Source organism: Nocardia sp. NPDC058658, from assembly GCF_042716665.1.
Taxonomy (GTDB): Bacteria; Actinomycetota; Actinomycetes; order Mycobacteriales; family Mycobacteriaceae; genus Nocardia.
This window is the reverse complement of record NZ_JBHXRR010000005.1, coordinates 129,812-154,171: the sequence shown is the minus strand read 5'-3', so window position 1 is coordinate 154,171 and position 24,360 is coordinate 129,812. Positions and strand designations below refer to the sequence as shown.

The window sequence follows — 24,360 nt, the reverse complement described above, 5'->3', positions numbered from 1 at the left end:
TTCGATCAGCTACCTGCGATGATCGCCCCTGCCGCACCCGGCGGGACCGGGGCGTAGGAATCGAACACCATCGAATAGTTCGCTCGGCCACGAGTTTTCGATCGTAGGTCCCCGATGTAGCCGAACATCTCTTGGAGCGGGGTCAGCGCGCGGATGACATGCGCGCCGCCACGTTCGGTGAGCTCGGTGACCCGGCCACGGCGGGCGTTGAGGTCACCGATCACCTCGCCGACGTACTCCTCCGGCGTGACGACCTCGACGGCCATCACCGGTTCGAGCAGGACCGGCTTCGCCCGCGCGATTGCCGCACGCACCGCCGCCGCGCCCGCCAGACGGAACGCCAGCTCCGACGAATCCTGCACGTGGGCGGCGCCGTCGAGCAGCGTCACCTTCACGTTCACCAGGGGGAAGCCGGCGAGCGTGCCGACGCGCAGCGCATCCTGTGCGCCCGCGTCCACCGCGGGGATGTACTCCCGTGGCACGCGCCCGCCGGTGACCCGGCTCTCGAACTCGTAGATCGCGTCGTCATCGGCCACGTGTGGTGCCAGCGCGATCACCACCTTGGCGAACTGCCCGTGCCCACCCTGTTGCTTGCGGTGGGTGTACTCGAACAGATCGACTGCGGCGGTGATGGTTTCGCGATAGGCCACGCGGGGGGCGCCGATGTCGGCGTCAACCCGGAACTCGCGTTTCATCCGGTCGACCAGGATCTCCAGATGCAGTTCGCCCATGCCGCCGATGACCGTCTGGCCGGTTTCGGCGTCGACGTGCACGGTGAACGTCGGGTCCTCGTCGGCCAGGCGAGCCAGGGCGGTGCCCAGTTTGTCCTGGTCGGCGCGGGTCCTCGGTTCGATCGAGACGGCGAGTACGGGGTCGGGGAACGTCATCGACTCCAGCACGACGGGGGCTTCCCGATCGCACAGGGTGTCGCCGGTTCCCGTCGCCTTCAGGCCGATCACGGCACAGATCTGCCCGGCCTGCACCCGCTCGACGGCGATCTCGGTGCTCGAATGCATCTGGAACAGCTTGCCCAAGCGCTCCTTTCGTCCATTGGTCGAATTCAGTACGGTCGCACCGGGTTCGGCGGTACCGGAGTACACCCGCAGGTACACGAGCTTGCCGAAGAACGGGTGCAGCGCGACCTTGAACGCCAGGGCCGCGAACGGCTTGGCGATATCGGGCGCTCGGTGGATGTGCTCACCTTCCGGCGAGAATCCGTGCACAGCAACGACATCCAGCGGCGACGGTAGGTAGTCGACGACGGCGTCCAGCAGCGGTTGCACGCCGATGTTGGCCAGTGCCGAGCCGCACAGAACCGGGTAGGCCTGCGCGTCGATCGTCATCCGCCGGATGGCGGCCTTCAGCATGTCGACGGCGATCGGCTTGCCTGCGAGGTAGCGCTCCAGCACTTCCTCGTCGGCTTCGGCGACCGCCGCCTCCAGCGCCTCGCGATGCTGGAAGGCCTTGGCACGCAGGTCTTCCGGGATCTCGATGGTCTCGAAGTGGGTGCCACGGTCGGTGTCGCCACGCCACACCTTCGCGGTCATCTCGACCAGGTCGATGATTCCCTCGAACTCGCGTTCGGCACCGATCGGCAGCTGAATCACCAACGGGCGCACCCGGAGTCGCTCCGCAATGGTCCGCACGGTGAACGCGAAGTCGGCACCGAGCTTGTCCATCTTGTTCACGAAGCAGACGCGCGGGACGCCGTACTTGTCGGCTTGACGCCACACCTGTTCCGATTGCGGCTCAACGCCTTCCTTGGCGTCGAACACCGCGACCGCACCGTCGAGCACCCGCAGCGAACGCTCCACCTCGACGGTGAAGTCGACGTGGCCGGGGGTGTCGAGGATGGTGATCTGGTGTTCGTTCCACCAGCAGGTGGTCGCCGCGGCCGTGATGGTGATGCCGTGTTCGCGTTCCTGGATCATCCGATCCATCACCGCGGTGCCGTCGTGCACCTCACCGAGGGTGCGGGTGACGCCGGTGTAGAACAGGATTCGTTCGGTGGTGGTGGTCTTGCCCGCGTCGATGTGGGCGGCGATGCCGATATTGCGTATTCGGGCGAGATCGATTCTGGTCATGGGAATCCCCCAGGCTGGTTCCGGTCGATGAATCGACGCTCGCCTGTCGGGCGTTCCGGGAACGGCACGGGCGTCGGATCACGCGGCGCCGCATCGGCGCCATCATGACCCGATGCGAACTAGAACCGCGGCTGCGGAAGTGCTGTAACCATGGGTCAAGTTCTACGCGACCGATTGCTGTCTGTCGACAGGATTTTCGCGCTCCGGGCATAAACGCGCGCACATCACAGTTCGTCCCAACGAGCAGCCCCGCCACCCCAAGGAGCCCACCGATGCCCGAAACCCCCCTCGACCTGCACGCCCTCATCGCCGACTCCCGCCTCGGCATCCTCGCCACCATCAAATCCGACGGACGCCCGCAACTGTCCCCCGTCACGCCGCACTACGACCGCGAGGCGGGCATCATCTACGTCTCCATGACCGAAGGCCGCGCCAAAACCGCCAACCTCCGCCGCGACCCCCGCGCCGCCCTCGAAGTCACCAGTGCCGACGGATGGTCATGGGCCACCGCCGAAGGCACCGCCACCTTGACCGGCCCTGGCACTGATCCTCACGGGCCGGAGGTCGAGGCCCTGGTCGGCTACTACCGCGCAGCGGCTGGCGAGCACCCTGACTGGAACGAGTATCGCGAGGTGATGGTCTCGGACCGTCGCGTACTCATGGCACTGTCCGTAGAACACGTCTACGGCGCCAAAATCCGCTGAGGCCTACTTGTGGCGACTCGACCACGGCGCAATCACCACATAGGGCTGCCTGAACCGGATCACGACTCGAAGGCTCGTTTGCGAGCTGCCTTGGCGTCCCGATGCGCCGCGGACGCGTTGTCGAAATCGCCACGCTGACCACGCTCGAAGAATCGTTGCGCCGCCTCGACCCGACGCAACCGCTGCATGTCGTCGAGCGGCGCGCCGCTGACCGTGTCGTCTTGGCGCGCGACCCCGGTCGCAATCCAGCCGATTCGTAACTGACCTGGACGAACTCGCTTCAGCCGCAGCGAAGTGTTGTCGCCCGCACGGGCATAGGGATCACCGTCTCCTCGCCAGCACAGGAAATCCACCCAAGCGACAGTTGCGGCAATCGACCCACCGTCGCCGACTATCTCGATCTCGTCACCCGTGTGGACCACACCACTGTCGACACGGCCCGAGACCACCACGGTGCCGTTGACGGTGAAAACGTTCTGAATCGGCATTCGGAACTGGCCCGAGATGCGATCCGCAGGACGGGGACGGTCGACCTCGACCGCGGCAAAGGTTAGGCAGGCGCGGATGTCTTCGCGCTCCAGGTAGGGGAATGCCTCGAGGATGGCGTCTTCGCTTTCGCCCTCGGCAAGGAGTTCCAACACGTCTGCGACGCTGATCCGCATACCGCGGATACACGGTCGGCCGCCGAGTTGATCCGGGTCGAAAGTAATCCTCGCGTGGTGGAACACAAGTGCGATGGTATCCACTGGGCCGCTGGCCGCAGGCCCGGCTTTCCGGAAACGCCGAACGGCGCCGCTCCCAGGGGAGCGACGCCGTTCGGGTTGTGCAGTGGGTCTTACAGACTCACTTGATGATCTTCGTGACGCGACCGGCACCGACGGTGCGGCCACCCTCGCGGATCGCGAAGCGCAGGCCTTCGTCCATGGCGACCGGCTGGATCAGCTTGACCAGCATCTCGGTGTTGTCGCCGGGCATGACCATCTCGGTGCCCTCGGGGAGGGTAACGACGCCGGTCACGTCCGTGGTACGGAAGTAGAACTGCGGGCGGTAGTTGTTGAAGAACGGGGTGTGGCGGCCGCCCTCGTCCTTCGACAGGATGTACGCCTGGCCCTCGAACTCCGTGTGGGGAGTCGTGGTGCCCGGCTTGACGACAACCTGGCCACGCTCGACATCTTCGCGCTTGATGCCACGAACCAGCAGGCCGACGTTGTCGCCCGCCTGGCCCTGGTCGAGCAGCTTGCGGAACATCTCGATACCGGTGACGGTGGTCTTGGTCGACTTCTCCTTGATGCCGACGATTTCCACCTCCTCGTTCACGTTGACGATGCCGCGCTCGACACGACCGGTGACGACGGTGCCACGACCGGTGATCGTGAAGACGTCCTCAACGGGCATCAGGAACGGGAGCTCGGTCTCGCGGACCGGGTCCGGGATCGAGTCGTCGACGGCCTGCATGAGCTCGACGATGGCCTCGGCCCACTTCTCGTCGCCCTCGAGGGCCTTCAGACCGGAAACGCGCACGACCGGCGCGTCCTCGTCGAATTCCTGCGAGGCCAGCAGTTCGCGGACCTCCATCTCGACGAGCTCGAGGATTTCCTCATCGTCGACCATGTCCGACTTGTTCAGCGCGACCAGGATGTAGGGCACGCCGACCTGACGGGCGAGCAGCACGTGCTCGCGAGTCTGCGGCATCGGGCCATCGGTGGCCGCGACGACCAGGATGGCGCCGTCCATCTGGGCCGCACCGGTGATCATGTTCTTGATGTAGTCCGCGTGGCCCGGGGCGTCGACGTGCGCGTAGTGGCGCTTATCGGTCTGGTACTCGACGTGGGAGATGTTGATCGTGATACCACGAGCCTTCTCCTCCGGCGCCTTGTCGATCTGATCGAACGCGAACGCGTCGTTCAGATCCGGGAACTTGTCAGCCAGCACCTTGGTGATCGCTGCAGTCAGCGTGGTCTTGCCATGGTCGACGTGACCGATGGTGCCGATGTTGACGTGCGGCTTCGTCCGCTCGAACTTCGCCTTCGCCACTTTTGGGTCCTCCTGGACTTGTTGTGCGTGCATTTGCAGCAGTGCGTGTGTCATCCCCACTGGCCGCGGGGATCGGGGTATTACTTGACGCCCGGCACCTGCGGTCCAGTGTGCCACTGGACCGCAAGAGGGTTTTATTCGCCGGTCGCCTTTGCGATGATCTCCTTGGACACATTGGCCGGAACCTCTGCGTACTGGGCGAACACCATGGAGTAGTTCGCGCGACCCTGGGTCTTGGACCGCAGGTCACCGATGTAACCGAACATCTCCGAGAGCGGAACCAGCGCCTTGACGACACGGGCACCACTGCGTTCCTCCATGGCCTGAATCTGGCCACGGCGGGAGTTGAGGTCGCCGATCACATCGCCCATATAATCCTCGGGCGTGATGACCTCGACCGCCATGAGCGGCTCGAGGATCACCGGACCGGCCTTACGGGCCGCTTCCTTGAGGGCCTGCGAACCCGCGATCTTGAACGCCATTTCCGAGGAGTCGACGTCGTGGTACGCGCCGTCGAGCAGGCTGACCTTCAGGTTCACCAGCGGGTAGCCGGCGAGCACGCCGTACTGCATGGCATCCTGGGCGCCCGCGTCGACCGACGGGATGTACTCACGGGGCACGCGACCGCCGGAGACCTTGTTCTCGAACTCGTAGGTCGCGCCGTCCTCGCCGACGAACGGCTCGAGGGCGATGATGACCTTCGCGAACTGGCCGGAGCCACCCGTCTGCTTCTTGTGGGTGAACTCGTGCTTTTCGACCTTCTTGGTGATGGTCTCGCGGTAGGCCACCTGCGGCTTGCCGACGTTCGCCTCGACCTTGAACTCGCGACGCATACGGTCGACGAGGATGTCGAGGTGGAGCTCGCCCATGCCGCCGATGACGGTCTGGCCGGTCTCCTGGTCGAGCTTGACCGAGAACGTCGGGTCTTCGCGCGCCAGCTTCTGGATCGCGGTGCCGAGCTTTTCCTGGTCGGACTTGGTCTTGGGCTCGATCGAGACCTCGATGACCGGATCCGGGAAGGTCATCGACTCGAGGACGACCTGGTTCTGCGCGTCGGACAGGGTGTCACCGGTGGTGGTGTCCTTCAGGCCGATGACCGCGTAGATGTGGCCTGCCGACGCCGCGGTGACCGGGTTCTCCTTGTTGGAGTGCATCTGGAACAGCTTGCCCAGACGCTCCTTCTTGCCCTTGGTCGAGTTCACGACCTGGGCACCGGAGGCAACCTGACCCGAGTACACCCGGATGTAGGTGAGCTCACCGAAGAACGGGTGCACCGCGATCTTGAACGCCAGGGCCGCGAACGGATCCTCGACGTTGGGCTTGCGGGTGACCAGCTCCTCTTCCTTGCCGGGGATGTGGCCGGTGGTGGCCTCAACGTCCAGCGGGGAAGGCAGGTAATCGATGACCGCGTCGAGCATGGGCTGCACGCCCTTGTTCTTGAACGCGGAACCACACAGCACCGGGTACAGCTCGGAGTTGACCGTCATCTTGCGGATGGCGCCCTTGATCTCCTCGATGGTGAGATCCTCGCCACCGAAGAACTTCTCGAGCAGTGCCTCGTCGGACTCGGCGACGGTCTCGAGCAGTTCCTGACGGTACTGCGCGGCCTTCTCCTTGAGGTCCTCAGGGATCTCGACGACCTCGTACTCTTCGCCGAGCTTGGTCTCGCCCTTCCAGACCTTGGCATTGTTCTCGACCAGGTCGACGATGCCCTCGAAGTCGTTCTCAGCGCCGATGGGCAGCTGGATCACGAGCGGACGAGCGCCGAGACGGTCCTTGATGGTCTGCACGGTGAAGTAGAAATCCGCACCGAGCTTGTCCATCTTGTTCACGAAGCAGATACGCGGCACGTCGTACTTGTCGGCCTGACGCCACACCTGCTCGGACTGGGGCTCGACACCCTCTTTGCCGTCGAACACCGCGACAGCGCCGTCGAGGACACGGAGCGAACGCTCCACCTCGACGGTGAAGTCGACGTGCCCGGGGGTGTCGATGATGTTGATCTGGTTGTCTTTCCAGAAGCAGGTGGTAGCCGCGGAGGTGATGGTGATACCACGCTCCTGCTCCTGCTCCATCCAGTCCATCGTGGCCGCGCCGTCGTGAACTTCACCGATCTTGTACGTGATACCGGTGTAGAACAGGATGCGTTCGGTCGTGGTGGTCTTGCCCGCATCGATGTGGGCCATGATGCCGATGTTGCGGACCTTGTTCAGGTCGGTGAGCACGTCCTGTGCCACGAAATTCTCCCTTTTAAGTGACGGGCCGGACTATCACCAGCGGTAGTGCGCGAAGGCCCGGTTCGACTCGGCCATCTTGTGGGTGTCTTCGCGACGCTTCACAGCGGCACCGAGGCCGTTGCTGGCATCGAGGAGCTCGTTGGCGAGACGCTCGACCATGGTCTTCTCGCGACGGGCGCGGGAGTAGCTGACCAGCCAGCGCAGCGCGAGGGTGTTGGCGCGGCCCGGACGGACCTCGACCGGCACCTGGTAGGTGGCGCCACCGACACGACGGGGCTTCACCTCGAGGGCGGGCTTGACGTTGTCCAGCGCGCGCTTGAGGGTGACGACCGGATCGGTGCCGGTCTTCTCACGCGCCTGCTCGAGAGCACCGTAAACGATACGCTCGGCGGTCGACTTCTTGCCGTCCATGAGGATCTTGTTGACCAGCTGAGTGACCAGCGGGGACCCGTAGACCGGGTCGTTGATCAGCGGACGCTTGGGTGCGGGGCCCTTGCGTGGCATATCAGCTCTTCTCCTTCTTGGCGCCGTAGCGGCTGCGCGCCTGCTTGCGGTTCTTCACGCCCTGGGTGTCGAGCGATCCACGGATGATCTTGTAACGGACACCAGGAAGGTCCTTCACACGACCGCCGCGAACGAGCACCATCGAGTGCTCCTGCAGGTTGTGGCCTTCACCGGGGATGTACGCCGTGACCTCGATCGCGCTGGTCAGGCGAACACGCGCGACCTTACGGAGCGCGGAGTTCGGCTTCTTGGGGGTGGTGGTGTACACGCGAGTGCACACGCCACGACGCTGCGGGCTCCCCTTGAGGGCCGCAGTCTTGGTCTTGGTGACCTTGTCGCGGCGACCCTTGCGGACCAGCTGGTTGATGGTTGGCATAGACCGGCTTTCCTTATTGGTAATTGCGCTTGGTGTGCAGTGTCTTGCAGTTCATCGAGCTTTCACCCGCACGTCAGACCACGTTTCCGTTAACCCGTGGTCGGGCGTGTCGCTGTGGCGCTCAGTGCCCTTTTCAAGGCACGCTGGAACGTATCGGCCGCTTTCGCTGGCCTACGTTCACACACGAACTTGCCCGTAGTAATCCGGGCACAGGGATCCACGATACCCGCGCGCAATCCTGGGGGCAAAGTGGGGTGCCTGGTCAAGGGTTCTATCGGGCCCGATTCAAGGTGAGTTCGACCAGCTTCGCCGCCACCGGGCACGGATCGGGGTGCCCGGACCCGGCGCGGTAGTTGATCCACCAACCGACCACACCCGCATCGGCGGCCTTCGCGCTCACCCCGCAGGAGTCGGGATCGCCAGGACGTCGGATCTCGACAGCCGACGCTCCCTGGATAGTAGTGATCGCCGAGGTGTAGCCGAGCTTCTGGTAGGTCTGCCGCTCGACATTGAGCGATCCGTTCTCGTACCAGTTCAGGGTCAGCTTCGCACCGCCCCCGGGGGCACCCATGACGTCCCACATGCAGACCGCACCGACGAAGGAGGCGTTGAACATCGCTTCCTCCCCCACCGCCTTGCCCATCTGCTCCTCGGTGAGCACCTCGCACTCACGCAGCAGCTTGTCGAATTCGTCGACGTTGACCGTGCCCCGACCGCCGCCACCTCCACCTTCGCCGACCTCCACCGGCGTGCCGGGGACAGTCTGGCCACAGCCGACGAGCACTGCCGCCGAGACCACCGCGAGGGCTGCCGCAGCGAAGCGCTTCTTCTCCGAGTGTGTTGTCCGCGTGTCGATCACTGCATCCGCCCCAGCGTCAGTTCAGCCAGTTGCCGCGCCGAGCCGCACGGTTCACGGCCTGCCACGGTGTATCCGAACGTGGACCACTCGAAGAAGTCGTCACCGAGTCCGATCGCGAAGTCGCAGGTAGTGCCGCCGAGACTCGTCCCGTACGACTGAAAACCCGTGCGCCCCTGCAGCGTTATCGTCTCGACGGTGCGATCCTTCGACTCGACCCACGCCCGTTCGCGGTCGATCGGGCTGCCTCGGTACGAAGCGAAAGTGACCACGGCCGAATCGGCTCCGGCGGATTGCCAGTTGCAGCCGACCGCATTACGGAACACCGCCGACAGACCGGGCAGCGCGGCGATGGACCGGACCTCGTCGTCGGTGACATGTCCGCACTCACCGACGAACGGCCCGAGTTCGGACACCTTGGGTGGAGTGCGCGCCGAACCAGTGGACTCGCCATCGTCGCTCGATCCGCACGCCGCCGATAGCACCGCACACGCCAGCCCTATCGCCACCGCAGGTTTGAACCGCATGGGCCCGACTCTACCCAGTGGACACAGCGCGAGCGGCATTCGAGCGCGCACATCACCTCATCGCCTCCGGCGGGGATCACAGATTGCCGCGGGCCTCCTGTTCGCGTTCGATGGCCTGGAAAAGGGCCTTGAAGTTGCCTTTTCCGAAACCGAGTGAGCCGTGTCGCTCGATGAGTTCGAAGAAGACGGTGGGGCGGTCGGTGAGGGGGCGGGTGAAGATCTGCAGGAGGTAGCCGTCTTCGTCGCGGTCGACCAGGATGCCGCGGCGCTGGAGCTCGTCGACGGGGACCCGCACGGCGCCGATGCGGGCGCGCAATTCCGGGTCCTCGTAATAGGTGTCGGGGGTTTGCAGGAATTCGACGCCCTCGGCGCGCAGTGCGTCGACGGTTTCGAGGATGTCGCCGGTGGCAAGGGCGATGTGCTGGACGCCGGGGCCGCGGTAGAACTCGAGGTACTCGTCGATCTGAGAACGCTTGCGGCCCACGGCCGGTTCGTTGAGGGGGAACTTCACGCGGTGGTTGCCGTTGGCGACGACCTTGCTCATCAGGGCGGAGTACTCGGTGGCGATGTCGTCGCCGACGAATTCGGCCATGTTCGTGAATCCCATGACGCCGCGGTAGAAGTCGACCCAGCGGTCCATCATGCCGAGTTCGACATTGCCGACCACGTGGTCGATGGCCTGGAAGACGCGCTTGCTCGGCTCGCGGGTGGAGGTGCGGGCGATATAGCCGGGCAGATAGGGGCCGACGTAGCCGGAGCGGTCGATCAGGGTGTGCCTGGTTTCGCCGTAGGTGGCCAGGGCTGCGGAGCGGACGGTGCCGAATTCGTCTGTCTCGTCGTGGGGTTCGACCAGGATGGTGGCGCCGTGCTCGCGCGCCCAGGCGATGCAGCGGTCGACGTCGGGGACTTCGAGTGCGATGTCGACGATGCCGTCGCCGTGGCGGTCGTGGTGGGCGACGAGCGGACTGTCGGGGTCGACGGCGCCGGTGATCACGAACCGCGCTCCCCCGCTGCGCAGCACGAACGCCTTGTGGTCGCGATTGCCGGTTTCGGGACCCGAGTACGCCTCCAGCCGCATCCCGAACGCCGATTGCAGGAAGTGGGCGCTCTGGGTCGCGTTGCCGACGACCCAGACGAGGGCGTCCCATCCGATCACGGGAAACGGATCGACACTGTCGTCGTGCTCGATCAGCCCGACGAGCTGCTGCTCAATGGTCATGACCAAGGAAATCGCGTCGCGGTACAGCTGGGCAACTACTTCATTTTTGCCTGAACAGGCTGGCATAAGAAGCCACCTGAAACGGCGAGATGGTGGACAATTTGAATAGCAACCGGACATGGAGGTCTTCGCATGCGCACGCCCGCGAAATTGGACGAACTCGACCTGGCGATCCTCACCGCGATGCACGAGTTCCAGAAGGCCGGGATCCTCGAGCTGTCACGGCGGACGAAGGTGGCGCGGGCGACGGTGCAGGCGCGGATCAACCGGATGGAGGAATCCGGGGTGATCGCCTCCTACGATCCGCAGATCGATGTCACCGCAGCGGGTTTCGATGTGCAGGCGTTCGTCACCTTGGAGATCGCGCAGGGGGCGCTGGATCAGGTGAGCGCGGAACTCACGGCGATTCCGGGGGTGATCGAGGCGTATGCGACGACGGGTTCCGGTGATGTGCTGTGCCGGATCGGGGCCGATTCGCATGCCGGGTTGCAGTCGGTGTTGTTGAGCATCGACCGGACGGGGTCGGTGGTGCGGTCACACAGCGTGATCGTTTTGTCGACGGTTGTCGCGCATCGGACGATGCCGTTGCTGCACACCTTGACCCCGGCGGGGACTGCGAAAGCGCCCGCCTACCGCGACCAGCGCTGAATGCGCCGTGGCGGCGGCGGATGTCGCGAAGTGGGCAAGCTCAGGGGCCGATGCCGAGTCAGTCGCTGATTTGCCTGGCAAGGCGAGTCAGCAGTCCTTGGACGTGTGCGGCGCTCATTGCCGGGTGAGGCGGGTCAGTAGTCCTTGGACGTGAGCTTCCGCGGCCGCGCGGGCGGACTCGGGATGCCCGGATTCGAGGGCTTCGACGATGCGGCGGTGTTCGCGCAGGGCGACGCGGCGGTTGCGGGCCGAGCACCACATGTCGCCGCGGTAGAGGTGGGCCTGGGCTTCGAGGCGGGCCAGTTCGTCGACGACGCAGGCGTTGCCGGAGGCGTCGCGGATGAAGGTGTGGAATTCCAGGTCGAGCTGGGCGTCGCGGGCGGGGTCGGCCGGTTCGTCGAGGTGGGTTTCCTGGGCGGTGATGATGCCGGTGAGCTTGTCGAGGTCGGTCTCGGTGAGGCGGGTGGCGGCCGCGGCGGCGGCCAGGCCGTCGAGGGCGGCGCGGACCGCGAGGACATCGCGGATGCGGTCGTCGTCGACGGCGGCCACCTTCGCCCCGGCGTGCGGTGCGCTCACGGCCAGACCCTCGTAGATCAACTGCTGCACCGCTTCGCGGACGGGGCTGCGGCTGACCCCGAGCTCGGTCGCCAGCGCGGGCACGCTGAGCGACCGGCCCGGGGGCAGTTCGCCGGAGAGGACCATCTGCCTGATCTGCCGATGGACAGACTGGCCGAGCAGCGAGGCCTCGGTCATCGCAGTGTCCTTTCCGTTGGTTGTGGTGATTATCCCTGGGGCCGGTAGTTCGCCTGCACCCGCTGAGTGAGGAAGTCCGCCGCGGCGACGGGCGGGTACTTGCCCGCGGGGCCCTGGATGATCGCGTCGCGGTCGGCCTGGGCGAAGTAGGCGATGCTGTAGCGCTCGCCCTGGTATTCGCCCTCGCCGGGGCTGCGGACACGGTGGAAGTTCGACGGCAGCAGGTCGTCGCTCCAGCGGGTGAGCATGTCACCGATATTGCAGGTGATCAGGCTCGACGACGGGGTGATGGAGGTCCATTCCTGTTCCTCCATCTCCTTGCCGGGGCACACCTGCAGTCCGCCCTGCCCGTCACGCTGGAAAAGCAGTGTGAGGCAGTCGAAGTCGGTGTGCGCGCCGGCCCGCCAGCGTCCGGGGACGCCACGCAGTTCCTCGGGGACGGCGAAGTAGTGCAGCAGCCGCAGGGCGCTCTGGTAGTTCTCGGAGCCGGGATCGTGTGCGGCGGTGAAGTGTTCGCGTTCGAGGCCGAGACGGTCGGCGAAGCAGGACAGCACGCGCATCGCCACTTCCCATGCCCGATGCTCGAAATCGAGGACACGGGAACGGAATCCGGCCAGTTCGGTTTCGGTCGGCCACAGCTTGTCCATGTGCGGCCGGGTGATCTGGTAGGACTCCTTCTGGTCCGGCACGCCGATGGACGGACGCACCTGACTCAGCGATTCCCAGCCCGCGTTGTTCTTCTTGACCAGGGGGTACTGCCCCTTGACCTCTTCGGGGAGGGCGAAGAAATCGGCTGTGGTGCCGAACATTTCGTCGATCAGGTCCTGCGGGATGCCGTGGCCGGAGAGCTGGAAGAAGCCGATCTCGGTGGCGGCGGCCCACAGCCCCTCGGTGATCTCGGCGCGTCGATCCTCGAAGTCGGTGAGGTCGATGACGCGGATCTCGCGGTCGGTGGTTTCCTTCCCGAGCCCGCCCATCTGCTTCTCGCGCGAGACCTCGGACATGTCGTAGCTGGTGGTCATGGGGTGGCTCCTTAGCCGGTGACGGAAATGGCGGGGTCGAGGAATTCCTTGGTGACCAGGTTTTTCGCGGTCAGGCCGGTGGGCACGTTCGCGCCGCCTGCCCGCAGGATGGGGCCGAATTCGTCGATGATGCGCTGGACGCGGGCGTCGTCGAAACTGCCGAGCACGCCGTCGGTGTCGTTGCCGATCAGGCCGCCGTCGATGAGGGCCTTGGACCCGAATTCGGCGAGTTCGGCGCTGTAGGGGTTGAGCTTGGGGTTCTGCTCGACGACGTCCACGACGACCTCGTTGACGTGGGTCGGGTCGGCCTTGAACGACGCGGTGGCCTGCTGGATCATCGGCACCAGCTTCTGCAGGCACGGGCGCAGCTCGGCGAGTTTGTCGGCGCGCACGTTCACGGTGCGGGCGTAACCCTCGTAGCCGACATCCTTGAGCAGCTGGTAGCCGACCGGCTTGTTCCAGGCCCGCACTTCGTGCTCGTAGGTGAAGGGTTCGGCATTGGCGAAGCCCTGCTGGGCGAAGGACGGATCGGTGACGAAACGCGAGGGCGAGTTGTCGTAGGAGGCGTCGATCTGCTCCTTCTTCACCAGCCCGCGCGCGACCAGCCAGTCCGGGTAAAGCTGCCCCTTGGACACCACCACCGGCTTGCCGGACTTGCCGATATCGGCGATGCCCTTCCAGTCGGGATTGGTCTTCGGGTCCCACATCAGCATCTGCGGGCTGTTGCGCAGCAGCGTGGTGACGGCGACGATCGGCTGCTGACCCGCGGCGGCGATGGCGTGCTCGGAGTGCGCGAGGCCGAGGGTGATGCTCTGGTCGACATACATCTGCGACGGCACGGTCTGGAAACCGATGGCCGGGCCGCCCGCGCGGATCTCCAGCTTCACGCCGGTGTCCTTGCCGCCGGCCACGAGCGGGCCGGTGATCTTGTTGTTGTCGGCGTCGACGGTGTAGCCGGGGCCGAGCAGGCCGAAGATCGGGCCGGAGTCGGTTTCGGGGGCCCACTGGAGCTGGACGACTACGGTGGCCGGGCAGGCGCCTGCGAGCTGCTGTTCGGCCGGGGCCGGTTCGAGGGCGACAGCGGGGGCGTCGGTGGTGTCGTCGGAACAGGCGGACGCGGTGCCTGCCAGCAGCACAGCGAGCGCGGCAATACCGATGCGACGCAAGGGAAGTTTCTTCATGATGATCCTCAGTTGGCGGAGTTGTGCCAGCGGCCGACGCTGACCTTCTGGATGACGGTGAACACCGTGAACACGAGCACGCCGAACAGGGCGGCCAGCAGCAGCGCACCGATCAGGTCCTCCGATTGCAGGCGGGCGCGGTAGGTGTCGAGCAGGGTGCCGATGCCGGGTTTGCCCTGTGCGAAGAACATGTCGCCGATGATGGCGCCCGTCACGGAAAGTCCTGCGGCGGTGCGCAATCCGGTCAGGGTAGAGGGCAGCGCGGCGGGCAGTTGCAGGGACCAGAGGCGGCGAAGGCGGCCCGCGCGGCCGAGGGTGAACAGTTCTTGGAGGTTGCCGTCGACGGATTTGATGCCGAACAGGGTCATCGCGATGATCGGGTGGATCGCGATCAGCACGCACACGGTAGTGCGGGCGGCGAAGCCGTAACCCAGCCACAGGCCGATCAGCGGAACCACGGCGAGCACCGGGATCGCTTGCAGGACAACCGCATAGGGGTAGACCACGTTCTCGATCGGCTTGGCCTGGCTCATCAGCACCGCGATCGCCACCCCGAGCACCGCCGAGATCAGCAGACCGGTGATCGCAACCTTGGCGGTCACCGCCAGCGCTTCGAGCATCACCTCGAGCTTCTTCGGGTCGGCGAGGGATTCACTGAACACCACATGCGGTGGCGGCAGCAGGAATCGGCGGCCCTCACTGAGGACCAGCATCGACACCGCGTACCAGGCGGCCAGCGCCAACGCGATCGAAACGAGTGGCGCCACCAGGGCACTGCCGACTTTGCGCAGCTGCGCCGTCGGGAGTTGCACCTTCGCTGCGGCGGGGATACGGGCCGCGACACTCACCATCAGGCAGCCTCTTTCAACGAGCGCGAGATGCGCGAAACGAGTTCGGTGAAGGCGGGTTCGAAACGCAGTTCGCGGTCCCGCGGGTAGGGCAGGTCGACGTCGATCACCTCATGGATGCGGCCCGGCCTGGCCGACATCACCACCACGCGCGAGGCGAGGAACACCGCTTCGGAGACCGAGTGGGTGATGAACAGGGCGGTGAAGGCGTTGTCGCGGTAGAGGCGAAGCAGCTCTTCCTGCATGTTGAGCCTGGTCATCTCGTCGAGCGCGCCGAACGGTTCGTCGAGGAGCATCAGGCGTGGTTCCAGCGACAGCGCCCTGGCCAGGGAGACGCGCATGCGCATGCCACCGGAGAGCTGGCTGGGCAGTTTGTTCGCGAAGTCCGCCAGGCCGACGGCTTCGATCGCCCGCTCGACGCGTTCGCGGCGCGTCTTGCGGTCGACCCCGGCCAACTCGGCCGAGAGTTCGACATTGCGGCGCACCTTGCGCCACGGCAGCAGGGTGGCTTCCTGGAAGATGAAGCCGATCGAATTCGTGCGTACCGCAACGGCTCCCGAGGTCACCGGTTCGAGGCCGGCGGCCAGGCGAAGCAGCGTGGATTTGCCGCAGCCGGACGGGCCGACCACCGCGACGAATTCGCCTTCGCGGATGTCCAGGTCGACATCGGTCAGGGCGAGCGTGCCGTCTTCGCCGCCGAAGCGCTTGCTCACGCCGGCGAAGGAAACCTCCATGCCGGACAGCAGCGTCCTCGCGTCGGCGTCGTTCACCGTGTCGTAGAGCGTCACCGTGATCACCTTCTCCTGCGGTCTATCGGTGTTGCGTGCAACTTTTGGACGATTTCAGTATTAGCCAGTCGAATTACATGCAATGTGTCGTTCGTTTCTGGCGTATTAACAGTCAGCGCATGCGAATCAGGCGCTGCGCGAGATCCCGGTGGTCGACGCGGGTGCTGACGCCGTCGCGGATGACGGCGTCGCCGTCGACCCACACGGTGTCGATCACGCGGGGCGAGGCGGCGGTGAGCAGGGTGGCGCCGGGGTCGAGCACGGGCAGACAGGCGAAGTCGCGGTCGAAGCGCACGAGGGTGAGGTCGGCGCGGTCACCGATCGCGATGCCGGTATGTGACGGGCGGCCGAGCACCCGGCCTGCCGCGCCGGTTGCCATGTGCAGCATCTGTTCGAAGCCGAGCAGGTCGGCCTTTTTGTGGGCCGCACGCTGCAGGTATGCGCCGATGCGCAGAGCGAGGAGCATGTCCTGGGTGTCGTTGCTGGCGGCACCGTCGACGCCGAGGGTGACATCGATGCCCGCCTCGAGCATCGCCGGGATCGGGGCGACGCCGCTGCCGAGGCGCATGTTCGAGACCGGGTTGTAGGAGACCGCTACGCCGCGCTCGGCGAAGACCTTGCGGCCGTGGTCGTCGAGGTTGACGCAGTGCACGGCCAGGGTGCGGTCCCAGAGGAAACCGCTCGCGTCGAGGTAGTCGACGGCACCGGCGCCTGCATGCAATCGGCACATGTCGTCGTCGGTGGTGGTCTCGAGGACATGTATCGACACGGTTTTGCCGGTGGACTGCGCGTACTCGCGGGCGGCCGCCATGCCGTCGGGGGTGAGGCAGCGCGGGTTGGGGACGGCGAGCGCGGTGGTGATGCGGGTGCCGAGCAGCTGCTTGTCGAGTTCGTCGACGTGGGCGAGCGCCTCGTCGAGGGGTTGCAGCAGGCGTGGGTCCAGGCCCCATTTGCGGGTGATGTCAGCGCGGTCGGCGATGCCGCGACCGAAGACCACGCGGATGCCCAGCTCTCGCAACGCGCGGAGCATGGCCTGGTGGACCTCGTCGGACGGGTTGGGCCACAGGTGTTCGACGACCGTGGTGACGCCGCTGCGCAGCAGTTCCAGACCACCGGCCAGCGCTGACAGGTAGGTCTGTTCGGGGGTGGCGGCCACGGTGTGTTCGCCGACGCAGCGCAGCCACTCCAGCAGCGGCAGACCCTCGCCGACCCCGCGCAGGACGGCCTGCTGCAGGTGGGTGTGGGTGTTGACGAAGCCGGGAAGCAGGTAGCCACCGCCACCGTCGGAACGGGGCAGATCGGCGTGCTCGGGACCGGCCTGGAGGGCGACGACGATGCCGTCGCGGACCACGATTTCGGCTGGTGCCCAGCCTTTTTCGGTGTAGGCGGTGACATCGGTGATGACGACGGAAGCGGCAGAATCCATGCGCGCACCTCTTTCGGGATGCGGCTGGTTAGCTCGCCGTTTTCAGCGGAACGCGTCGTCCGTTGCAGCCATGAACGACGTGGGACCGACCCTAGGAAGTGCTTGTTGCCGCCGGGTTAAAGCCGTGTCACGGGCGGACGTCCGCGCCGGGTTCGAGGATCTCGACCGACGGCACCGATTCGGGCTCGAGGAAGGCGAGCAAGGCCGCTGCTTCCGACTCCACCTGCGCCGCTTCGGTTTTCGTCCATGCGCGGGCCGGGCTGATCCGCAAGCGCGCCGTGCCGGACTTGACGAAGATCTTGTAGATGCCCGCCGTGAAGCCGTCGATCAGGACCGGCGAGACATTGGCGGCGTGGGCGCGCAGCGTCGGTGGGTTGTCGTCGCCGGTGATCCTGGCGCGGTCCTTGTGCGAGAGCAGCGCGTTGTCGTACCAGCCGAGCAGCCGGACCGGGGCGGGCAGGTCGGGGTCGGCCAGTTCGAGGTCGGCGGCGTCGTAGAGGGTGCGGCCGCGGTCGTCGGTGTAAGTGCGTACCCGGTCGCCCAGGTCGGTGACGGCTTTCTTCATGGCGGGCAGGCGTGACCAGGCCTGCATGTCCATGGTGCTCGCCGGGCCGAAGGCACGCAGGTAGCGCAGGATCAGTTCGCCGACGGGGTAGGTCGGGTCGAGTGGTGCGCCGAGCCAGGGCTCGACGCGCGACCAGACCGGTCGGCTGTTGTCGCGCCAGCGGCCGCGCGGCGGCGTTTGCAGGACGGGAAGCTGGTACAGCCAGGTCTGCACGACCGCGCCGGCGTCGCGGTCGGGGTAGCGCCGCGCGGCCTCGGCGCGCAGGTCCGCCGCCGACATCGGCTCGTCACCCAGCGCGGCTTCCCCGTGCGCGCGCACCTCGCCGGGGTCGAGACCGACCATCGCGCCGTAGTTGAAACCCTGACGGAACGGGGCCTTCTCGAGCTCGGGCTGGATGTGCGGGGCGATCCGCAACGCGTCCAGCGGGGTGACGAGATGAATCGTGCCGCGCATCAAGGTGATCCGCACGAGCGAACGGTCCTCGAGAGCCGCCGACACCGTCGAGGGGTCGAAATCGGCTATCCGACTCAACAATCCGATGAAGGGCGGTGGCACATCCTGGGCTTGCAGGCCGACGAGGTGGTCGCACATCTGCGGTGTCGTCAGGGACGACCGCTCGAGCAGGTGTTGACGTGCGAGCAACGTCCGGTTCAACACTCGATTCGACACCAGCATGCGTACTCCTTCGGCTCCTGCGCGAACGATACCGACAGGCCGGTCCCGCCCTGGGCTCGCCGACGATCGGAACAGACTGGCGTAATCACGCAATTCGCCTCGTTCCAGTCAGTTTTCTGACTATCGAAGGCCCGATTGCGTGATTACGCCGGTCTCATCGCAGCTGGACGACGACCTTGCCCGCTGCGGTCCGCTCGTCCAGGGCCGCAACAGCTTCCGCGGTGCGGTCGAGGGGGTACAGCACCGGGTCGGGGGCGGTGATCGCGCCGGAGGCCAGCAGCGGTTCGATCTCGGCCCACTGCTCGGCGAGGTAGGTGGGGTGGCTCATCACCCATTCGCCCCAGGCCGCGCCGACCACCTCGACGTTCTTGAGCAGCAGGCGGTTCACCTTCACCGTGGGGATCTCCCCCGCCGTGAAGCCGACGACGAGCAGTCGGCCGCCGCCCGCCAACGAGCGGATGCTGTCGGTGAAGCGGTCGCCGCCGACGGGATCGAGGACGATGTCGACGCCGCGACCGTCGGTCAGGTCCTTCACCGCGGCGAGCCAGCCGTCGGTCAGCACCACATCGGTGGCGCCGTTGGCCTTGGCGACCTGGGCTTTCGCGTCGGTGCTCACCACCGCGATCACCCGGCCCGCGCCCAGCGCCTTGGCCATGCGCAACGTGGAGGTGCCGACGCCGCCTGCCGCGCCGTGCACGAGGACCGCCTCACCGTCGGCCAGCCTGCCGCGCTTGGTCAGGCAGAAGTGCACGGTGAGGTCGTTGAACAGGACGCCCGCGCCTGCTTCGAGGGAGATGTTGTCGGGTAGCGGGAACACCGCGTGCTCGGGCGACACCGCCACCTCGGCGACGCCGTTGCCCAGCATGGTCAGTGCGGCGACGCGGTCACCGGGGCGCAGCGACGAACCCTCCGGCGCCTCGCGCACGATGCCTGCCACCTCGCCGCCGACGACGAAGGGCAGGCCCGGCTTCATCTGGTAGAGGCCGCGCGTCATGAGGACGTCGGGGAAGGCGATGCCCGCCGCGTGCACGTCGATCAGGACACCGCCCGGGTAGGCCACCGGCTCGGGCAGGTCGACGATCTCGATCGCCGACGGTCCGTCCAACTTGCCGACCTGGGCTGCGCGCATTTTTCGACACCTCTCTGGCGAATGACGTTCACCCGCGAACATAACCCGGCGGTGGGGTCAGCGATGGGCGAATTCGGTCACCGGCTCGCTGGCCAGCAGCACACCGGCCTTGGTGATCGTGAACCCGGACGCGCTCAGGTAGTACTGGGTGCCGTCGACCGGGTTCGTCGCGGTGAAGGAGCCACCACCGTTGGGCACCGGGTCGTCGAGTTCGAGCCCAGCACCGTCGCTGACCCGCAGGCCCTTGTAGTAGTAGCGCTGATCGCCGGTGTGGCAGATGACGACCCGCGATTTGGTGGTGCGGGCGATGGTCATCGCGGCGTCGTTGTCGTTGCAGCGGGGGCCCGATGAGAGGAAGCCCTGGCCGTCGGCGCCGGAAACGCTCGACTGCAGTGGAGGCACGGTGGTTTTGGTTGGCCCGCCGGGGACGGTCTGGCTGACGGTCACGACATCCGGTGGCGGAAGCGCGATTCCGGAGGTGACCGGCGGCCGATCGACGACCTGCTGATTGTCGTTGACGCTCAACATGATCCACACCGCCGCCCCGACCGCGGCGATCACGATCAGCGCGCCGAGGGCGCCGGCCAGGACCGGGGTCGACGAATTGCGTTGTGGGGGAAGGGGTAGCGGGGCCGACGGGTGGGTGTAGCCGGTGGGCGCCTGCTGCGTCACCTGGAAGCGGGCGGGATCGGGGGCGACCACTCGGTGGTCGGGCGACGAGCCGGTCGCTGAGTACGACTGCGACTGGGGGCCGGTTACCCGACGGTTCGAGTGCGAACCGGCGGACTCGGGGCCCGTCACCCGTCCAGCCGCCTGCGAACCGGCGGGCTGTGGGCCGGTTACCCGGCGGGTCGCGTGCGAACCAGCGGAGTGAGGGCCGGTCACTCGACGCGTCGACTGCGGGCTGACGGGTCCGGCTCCGGTGTGGTCCGGTGAAGCCGAGTCGGCCGCCGCACTCCAGGCCAGATGCTTCGACAGCGGGTCGGCGGCCGCTGTGGAGCCGCGAGTCTCCGGTGGGGAGTTCGGATCCACGGAGACCGCCGCCGAATCCCGAGTCTCGGGCGGGTCGGCAGGTACGACCGCCGAACCCCGAGTCGTCGGCGGAGAGTTCGGGTCGGATGCGGGCGACGACGTCGGCTGAGGGCCGGTGATCGGGATTCGGGGGCCGGATACCGTTGGCGGAGTGGAGCGGTCGGCCAGCAGGACCGCGTTGCGGGCGGCGCGAGCCAGGTCGACAGGGCTCGCGTACCGGTCGGCGGGCCGCTTGGCCATTCCCCGCTCGATCACCGGGTCGAAGGTCGCCAGGCTGGCGTCGGCCGCGCTGGGGCGGGGCGCGGGCGCCATCTGGTGCGAGCCGATCGCGCCCGCGAGGCTGTTCACCGGAAACGGCACCCGCCCGACCAGGCATTCGTAGAGCACGCAGGTGAGCGCGTAGGTGTCCACCGCGGGCGACATCGGCACACTCTCGAACCGCTCCGGCGCCATGTACGCCATCGAGCCGACCGCACTGCCCGCGCTGGTGAGCTGCGGGTCGGTGGCGGTGTGGGCGATGCCGAAGTCGACCAGGTAGGCGAACAGGTTGCCGGTGAGCAGGATGTTGCCGGGTTTCACGTCGCGATGGACCATCCCCACCTCGTGCGCGGCGTCGAGCGCGAACGCGATCTGCTCGACCACCTGCACCGACTCGACGGGCGTGAGCCTGCCGTACAGCTGCAGCCGCTCCTTGAGATCGACACCTTTGACCAGGCGCATATCGATGTAGAGAACACCGTCGACCTCGCCCCAGTCGTGCACCGGGATGACGTGCGGTTCCTGCACGCTCGCCATCGCCTGCGATTCGCGGCGGAAACGCTGCACGAAGGTGGGGTCACCGGCCAGTTCGCGGTTGAGCATCTTGAGGGCGACAACACGATTCTTGGAGGTGTCGTAGGCCTCATAGACCTCCCCCATACCGCCGACTCCGAGAAGTCTGCGAATTTCATAGCGCCCGAACATCGAGCCCGCCATTGCTCCGCCGGCCATTACTGCAGGCTACCCGGGTGCGGACACCTCTGTCATGTAAGACAATCGCGCCGGTACCGCCATCGTGATCGGCAACCGGTGCCGCTGGTCCCGGCTCGGCGCGAGGGTGTGATTCGCGACCCGTAAAGTCGTGTACAGAACTACGCAAGAAGTCGCGGCGCACCTGGTGGGCCGTGCAAGGAGCACACGTGTCACTCGATCAGCCACTGGCCCCGCTTCCCCAGGAGGGCACGGGCTTCGCCACGGCGTGGCCCGTCCGGGCCGGCGACGTGGATCCTTATCAACGACTGCGCCTGGACGCGGTAGCGCGCTACCTGTCCGATATCGCCTGGGACGAACTGAACCAGACCGCCCTGCACCTCACCGATCCCACCTGGATCGTGCGCCGCACCGTCATCGACGTGATCCGCCCGATCGTGTGGCCCGACAACGTGCACCTCGAGCGCTGGTGTTCGTCGATGTCGACGCGCTGGACGAACATGCGCACGCGGATCACCAGCGAACGCGGCGGGTTGATCGAGACCGAAGGCTTCTGGATCAACCTCAGCGAGTCGAGCAATCTGCCCGCCCGGATCAGCGACGACGGCCTCGCCTACCTGGCCCGATCCACCGACGAGCACCGCCTGCGCTGGCGGCCCTACCTCACCGATCCGGCACCGCGCGAGTCCGATTCCGACCTGCCGTTCCCGGTGCGGGCGACCGATATCGACCAGTACAACCACGTCAACAACGCCTGCTACTGGCAGGCCGTGGAACAGTTCCTGGTCGACTACCCGAAGCTGGTCGCGGGCCCGCACCGCGCCGTGATCGAGTACGTGGCGCCAGTGCTGGCCCGCGAGCACATCACCGTGCGCGCCCGCCACGAACCGGGCGATCACACCGGCCAGATGGTGCTGCGGCTGTGGTTTGTCGTCGGCGGCGTCACCACAACCGTCGTCCGCATCATGCCGCTGCCTGTGTAATCGGCGGCTGGCACCGCAGTTCGCGGCGCTTGACTCCGAGAACACGGGGCTCGGCCGTCCCCTCGGCAGCCTCGCTGCGCCCGGCAAGGCTGGTGGCCATGCCGGGCGCGTACGGCTAGCCCTTTGCTGCCTTGAGCAGGTCCGCTCGGGTGGTGAATTTGACTCGGGGTCTGCCTGCGGCTTTGCCTGCGGTCTTTTCGGCCTGGTCGATGGTCTTCCAGGCCTTGCGGTCGACCAGATCGGGTTGGCGTTCGGTGAGCAGGGCGCGCAGGGCGGCCCGGTCGCCGGTCGGCGCGGTGAGTTTGCCCGCGATGAAGTCGGCGATCACCGCTTCGACGGTTTCCTCGGCGTCGACCCGATTGGAGCCGATCACCCCGCGCGGGCCGCGCTTGATCCAGCCCGAGACATAGACGCCGGGGACGGGCTCGGCGGCCTCGATGACCCGGCCGTGTTCGCTCGGCACGGTGCCGCGACGCTCGTCGAAGGGCAAGCCCGCGACGGGTTCGCCGCGGTAGCCGATCGAGCGAAGGACCAGTCCGGTGTCGAGGGTTTCGGTGCGGTCGGTGGGGGTGGCCACCAATTGCCCGTTGTCGGCGGACAATTCGTTGTGCGCGAACTCGATCGCGGTGACCTTGTCGGTACCGAGCACTGCGGTCGGCGTGGCGAGATAGCGGAACACGATGCGCTTGTTCGCCGGATCCGATGTCGCCGTCGAATACTCCTGCGCGAGTTCGTACTTGAAACGCAGCGAGGGCTCGATGTTCGGATCGTCGAGGACCGCCTGGCTGTGCGGGTCGAGTTCGATCTCGGCGGGGTCGACGATCACATCGACACCCTTGCGATGGGTGAGCGCCAGGAACTCCGGCGAGCTGTACGCGGCCTGCAGCGGGCCACGCCTGCCCAGGATCACGACCTCGCGAATATTGCTGCGGCGCAAGGCGTCCAGTGCGTGATCGGCGATGTCGGTCTTGGCGAGCTCGTCCGGGTCGGCGGTGAGCACGCGCGCCACGTCGAGGGCGACATTGCCGTTGCCGACGATCACCGCGCGCTCGCCCGACAGGTCGAACTCGCGCTCGGCGAAGTCGGGATGGCCGTTGTACCAGGCCACGAACTCGGTGGCTGAGTGCGAGCCGGGCAGGTCCTCGCCGGGGATGTCGAGCGAGCGGTCGCTCGAGGCGCCGACGGCGTAGATCACCGCGTGGTGATGATCGAGGAGTTCGGTGTGATCGATGTGCTCGCCGACCTCGACATTGAGGTAGTACTGCAGCGTGTCGCGCCGGAACGCCGACTCGAACATCTCGGCCACGCCCTTGGTGCCCGCGTGATCGGGGGCAACGCCCGCGCGCACCAGACCCCACGGGGTCGGCAGCCGGTCGAACATCTCGATCTCGACATCACTGCGCCGCAGCAGTTCGTCGGCGGCGTAGCAGGCCGCCGGGCCCGCGCCGACGATGGCGACGCGCAGCGTGCCGAGGCTCTTGGGCGGGCGGGTCGGGGTGCTCAGCGGGTCGAAGTTCGACTCGAGCGGGTGACGCTGGAAGTAGGCGGCGTTGATCTCGCGGTATCTGGACAGCGAGGCCAGCAGGTCATCCTCGGAGAAGATCGCGTCCACCGGGCACGCGTCGACGCAGGCACCGCAGTCGATGCAGGTGTCGGGGTCGATGTACAGCATCTCCGCTGTCGCGAACTCCGGTTGATCCGGAGTCGGGCGGATGCAGTCGACCGGGCATTCGGTGACGCAGCTGGCGTCGTTGCAACAACGCTGCGTGATGACGTAGGCCATAGGTGCAGATCCTCGAA

At 66.5% G+C, this 24,360-nt stretch carries 22 protein-coding genes; 3 read left to right on the top strand and 19 right to left on the bottom strand.

Going from position 1 to position 24,360, the window contains the following annotated elements; genetic code table 11:
- Positions 1 to 5: 5 nt before the first annotated feature.
- A complete protein-coding gene (gene fusA, locus ACFWUP_RS11375; RefSeq protein ID WP_379233165.1) occupies positions 6 to 2,084 on the bottom strand; it encodes an elongation factor G in 2,079 nt (692 codons plus the stop codon).
- A gap of 272 nt (positions 2,085 to 2,356) precedes the next feature.
- Here fusA (ACFWUP_RS11375) and ACFWUP_RS11370 point away from each other — a divergent pair, with 272 nt between their 5' ends.
- Positions 2,357 to 2,788: a PPOX class F420-dependent oxidoreductase gene (locus tag ACFWUP_RS11370; protein ID WP_379233163.1), complete on the top strand. Its 432-nt coding sequence runs from the start codon at positions 2,357 to 2,359 to the stop codon at positions 2,786 to 2,788.
- Between the two features lie 59 nt (positions 2,789 to 2,847).
- On the opposite strand, the gene ACFWUP_RS11365 is transcribed toward ACFWUP_RS11370, so the two are convergent.
- The 8 genes from ACFWUP_RS11365 to hppD form a co-directional block, all read right to left on the bottom strand.
- The gene (locus ACFWUP_RS11365; protein ID WP_379233161.1) at positions 2,848 to 3,516 is read right to left on the bottom strand and encodes a DUF433 domain-containing protein; all 669 of its coding nucleotides are present in this window, start codon (positions 3,514 to 3,516) and stop codon (positions 2,848 to 2,850) included.
- A gap of 115 nt (positions 3,517 to 3,631) precedes the next feature.
- Positions 3,632 to 4,822 carry an elongation factor Tu gene (tuf, locus tag ACFWUP_RS11360; protein WP_358109020.1) on the bottom strand — a complete coding sequence of 397 codons (1,191 nt, stop codon included), beginning with the start codon at positions 4,820 to 4,822 and terminating at the stop codon, positions 3,632 to 3,634.
- Between the two features lie 134 nt (positions 4,823 to 4,956).
- Entirely contained in the window at positions 4,957 to 7,059 is a 2,103-nt protein-coding gene (fusA, locus tag ACFWUP_RS11355; protein ID WP_379233159.1) for an elongation factor G, read from the bottom strand.
- A gap of 33 nt (positions 7,060 to 7,092) precedes the next feature.
- Positions 7,093 to 7,563, bottom strand: a complete 471-nt coding sequence (rpsG, locus tag ACFWUP_RS11350; RefSeq protein ID WP_056814216.1) for a 30S ribosomal protein S7 — start codon at positions 7,561 to 7,563, stop codon at positions 7,093 to 7,095.
- Between the two features lies 1 nt (position 7,564).
- Positions 7,565 to 7,939, bottom strand: a complete 375-nt coding sequence (gene rpsL / locus ACFWUP_RS11345; protein ID WP_056814220.1) for a 30S ribosomal protein S12 — start codon at positions 7,937 to 7,939, stop codon at positions 7,565 to 7,567.
- A 271-nt stretch (positions 7,940 to 8,210) separates the two neighbouring features.
- Positions 8,211 to 8,798 (bottom strand): DUF3558 domain-containing protein, encoded by a 588-nt coding sequence (locus tag ACFWUP_RS11340; protein WP_379233157.1) that lies wholly within the window; start codon positions 8,796 to 8,798, stop codon positions 8,211 to 8,213.
- Positions 8,795 to 9,322: a DUF3558 domain-containing protein gene (locus ACFWUP_RS11335; protein ID WP_379233155.1), complete on the bottom strand. Its 528-nt coding sequence runs from the start codon at positions 9,320 to 9,322 to the stop codon at positions 8,795 to 8,797. The genes ACFWUP_RS11340 and ACFWUP_RS11335 overlap by 4 nt, the downstream gene beginning before the upstream one ends.
- 76 nt (positions 9,323 to 9,398) lie before the next feature.
- Positions 9,399 to 10,541: a 4-hydroxyphenylpyruvate dioxygenase gene (gene hppD / locus ACFWUP_RS11330; RefSeq protein WP_379233154.1), complete on the bottom strand. Its 1,143-nt coding sequence runs from the start codon at positions 10,539 to 10,541 to the stop codon at positions 9,399 to 9,401.
- A 132-nt stretch (positions 10,542 to 10,673) separates the two neighbouring features.
- Here hppD and ACFWUP_RS11325 point away from each other — a divergent pair, with 132 nt between their 5' ends.
- Positions 10,674 to 11,189 carry an Lrp/AsnC family transcriptional regulator gene (locus tag ACFWUP_RS11325; RefSeq protein WP_379233152.1) on the top strand — a complete coding sequence of 172 codons (516 nt, stop codon included), beginning with the start codon at positions 10,674 to 10,676 and terminating at the stop codon, positions 11,187 to 11,189.
- Between the two features lie 114 nt (positions 11,190 to 11,303).
- Here ACFWUP_RS11325 and ACFWUP_RS11320 read toward each other — a convergent pair whose 3' ends face one another.
- The 9 genes from ACFWUP_RS11320 to ACFWUP_RS11280 form a co-directional block, all read right to left on the bottom strand.
- Entirely contained in the window at positions 11,304 to 11,942 is a 639-nt protein-coding gene (locus ACFWUP_RS11320) for a GntR family transcriptional regulator (RefSeq protein WP_379233150.1), read from the bottom strand.
- 29 nt (positions 11,943 to 11,971) lie between these two features.
- The gene (locus ACFWUP_RS11315) at positions 11,972 to 12,964 is read right to left on the bottom strand and encodes an isopenicillin N synthase family dioxygenase (protein WP_379233148.1); all 993 of its coding nucleotides are present in this window, start codon (positions 12,962 to 12,964) and stop codon (positions 11,972 to 11,974) included.
- 11 nt (positions 12,965 to 12,975) lie between these two features.
- The gene (locus ACFWUP_RS11310) at positions 12,976 to 14,145 is read right to left on the bottom strand and encodes an ABC transporter substrate-binding protein (RefSeq protein WP_379233146.1); all 1,170 of its coding nucleotides are present in this window, start codon (positions 14,143 to 14,145) and stop codon (positions 12,976 to 12,978) included.
- 8 nt (positions 14,146 to 14,153) lie between these two features.
- On the bottom strand, positions 14,154 to 14,996 hold the full coding sequence (locus tag ACFWUP_RS11305; RefSeq protein WP_379233144.1) for an ABC transporter permease: 843 nt from the start codon (positions 14,994 to 14,996) through the stop codon (positions 14,154 to 14,156).
- Positions 14,996 to 15,781, bottom strand: coding sequence for an ABC transporter ATP-binding protein (locus ACFWUP_RS11300; protein ID WP_379233142.1), 786 nt, complete (start codon positions 15,779 to 15,781; stop codon positions 14,996 to 14,998). Before ACFWUP_RS11300 ends, ACFWUP_RS11305 begins: the two co-directional genes overlap by 1 nt.
- Before the next feature lie 112 nt (positions 15,782 to 15,893).
- On the bottom strand, positions 15,894 to 17,207 hold the full coding sequence (locus tag ACFWUP_RS11295) for an amidohydrolase family protein (RefSeq protein WP_379233140.1): 1,314 nt from the start codon (positions 17,205 to 17,207) through the stop codon (positions 15,894 to 15,896).
- Positions 17,208 to 17,334: 127 nt separating this feature from the next.
- On the bottom strand, positions 17,335 to 18,447 hold the full coding sequence (locus tag ACFWUP_RS11290) for a winged helix DNA-binding domain-containing protein (RefSeq protein WP_379233138.1): 1,113 nt from the start codon (positions 18,445 to 18,447) through the stop codon (positions 17,335 to 17,337).
- Between the two features lie 154 nt (positions 18,448 to 18,601).
- Positions 18,602 to 19,576 (bottom strand): NADPH:quinone oxidoreductase family protein, encoded by a 975-nt coding sequence (locus ACFWUP_RS11285; RefSeq protein WP_379233136.1) that lies wholly within the window; start codon positions 19,574 to 19,576, stop codon positions 18,602 to 18,604.
- Positions 19,577 to 19,633: 57 nt separating this feature from the next.
- Positions 19,634 to 21,598 (bottom strand): protein kinase, encoded by a 1,965-nt coding sequence (locus ACFWUP_RS11280; protein WP_379233134.1) that lies wholly within the window; start codon positions 21,596 to 21,598, stop codon positions 19,634 to 19,636.
- A 188-nt stretch (positions 21,599 to 21,786) separates the two neighbouring features.
- On the opposite strand from ACFWUP_RS11280, the gene ACFWUP_RS11275 reads away from it, so the two are divergent.
- On the top strand, positions 21,787 to 22,560 hold the full coding sequence (locus ACFWUP_RS11275) for an acyl-[acyl-carrier-protein] thioesterase (protein WP_379233132.1): 774 nt from the start codon (positions 21,787 to 21,789) through the stop codon (positions 22,558 to 22,560).
- A 115-nt stretch (positions 22,561 to 22,675) separates the two neighbouring features.
- Here ACFWUP_RS11275 and ACFWUP_RS11270 read toward each other — a convergent pair whose 3' ends face one another.
- Positions 22,676 to 24,343 carry an FAD-dependent oxidoreductase gene (locus tag ACFWUP_RS11270; RefSeq protein WP_379233130.1) on the bottom strand — a complete coding sequence of 556 codons (1,668 nt, stop codon included), beginning with the start codon at positions 24,341 to 24,343 and terminating at the stop codon, positions 22,676 to 22,678.
- Positions 24,344 to 24,360 lie beyond the last annotated feature (17 nt).

Excerpts from the sequence above, each read along its gene's own strand:
- fusA (WP_379233165.1), bottom strand. The coding sequence starts at position 2,084 with ATGACCAGAATCGATCTCGCCCGAATACGCAATATCGGCATCGCCGCC.
- ACFWUP_RS11370 (WP_379233163.1), top strand. The coding sequence starts at position 2,357 with ATGCCCGAAACCCCCCTCGACCTGCACGCCCTCATCGCCGACTCCCGC.
- rpsG (WP_056814216.1), bottom strand. The coding sequence starts at position 7,563 with ATGCCACGCAAGGGCCCCGCACCCAAGCGTCCGCTGATCAACGACCCG.
- rpsL (WP_056814220.1), bottom strand. The coding sequence starts at position 7,939 with ATGCCAACCATCAACCAGCTGGTCCGCAAGGGTCGCCGCGACAAGGTC.
- ACFWUP_RS11335 (WP_379233155.1), bottom strand. The coding sequence starts at position 9,322 with ATGCGGTTCAAACCTGCGGTGGCGATAGGGCTGGCGTGTGCGGTGCTA.
- hppD (WP_379233154.1), bottom strand. The coding sequence starts at position 10,541 with ATGACCATTGAGCAGCAGCTCGTCGGGCTGATCGAGCACGACGACAGT.
- ACFWUP_RS11325 (WP_379233152.1), top strand. The coding sequence starts at position 10,674 with ATGCGCACGCCCGCGAAATTGGACGAACTCGACCTGGCGATCCTCACC.
- ACFWUP_RS11320 (WP_379233150.1), bottom strand. The coding sequence starts at position 11,942 with ATGACCGAGGCCTCGCTGCTCGGCCAGTCTGTCCATCGGCAGATCAGG.
- ACFWUP_RS11315 (WP_379233148.1), bottom strand. The coding sequence starts at position 12,964 with ATGACCACCAGCTACGACATGTCCGAGGTCTCGCGCGAGAAGCAGATG.
- ACFWUP_RS11310 (WP_379233146.1), bottom strand. The coding sequence starts at position 14,145 with ATGAAGAAACTTCCCTTGCGTCGCATCGGTATTGCCGCGCTCGCTGTG.
- ACFWUP_RS11305 (WP_379233144.1), bottom strand. The coding sequence starts at position 14,996 with ATGGTGAGTGTCGCGGCCCGTATCCCCGCCGCAGCGAAGGTGCAACTC.
- ACFWUP_RS11295 (WP_379233140.1), bottom strand. The coding sequence starts at position 17,207 with ATGGATTCTGCCGCTTCCGTCGTCATCACCGATGTCACCGCCTACACC.
- ACFWUP_RS11290 (WP_379233138.1), bottom strand. The coding sequence starts at position 18,447 with ATGCTGGTGTCGAATCGAGTGTTGAACCGGACGTTGCTCGCACGTCAA.
- ACFWUP_RS11285 (WP_379233136.1), bottom strand. The coding sequence starts at position 19,576 with ATGCGCGCAGCCCAGGTCGGCAAGTTGGACGGACCGTCGGCGATCGAG.
- ACFWUP_RS11280 (WP_379233134.1), bottom strand. The coding sequence starts at position 21,598 with ATGGCCGGCGGAGCAATGGCGGGCTCGATGTTCGGGCGCTATGAAATT.
- ACFWUP_RS11270 (WP_379233130.1), bottom strand. The coding sequence starts at position 24,343 with ATGGCCTACGTCATCACGCAGCGTTGTTGCAACGACGCCAGCTGCGTC.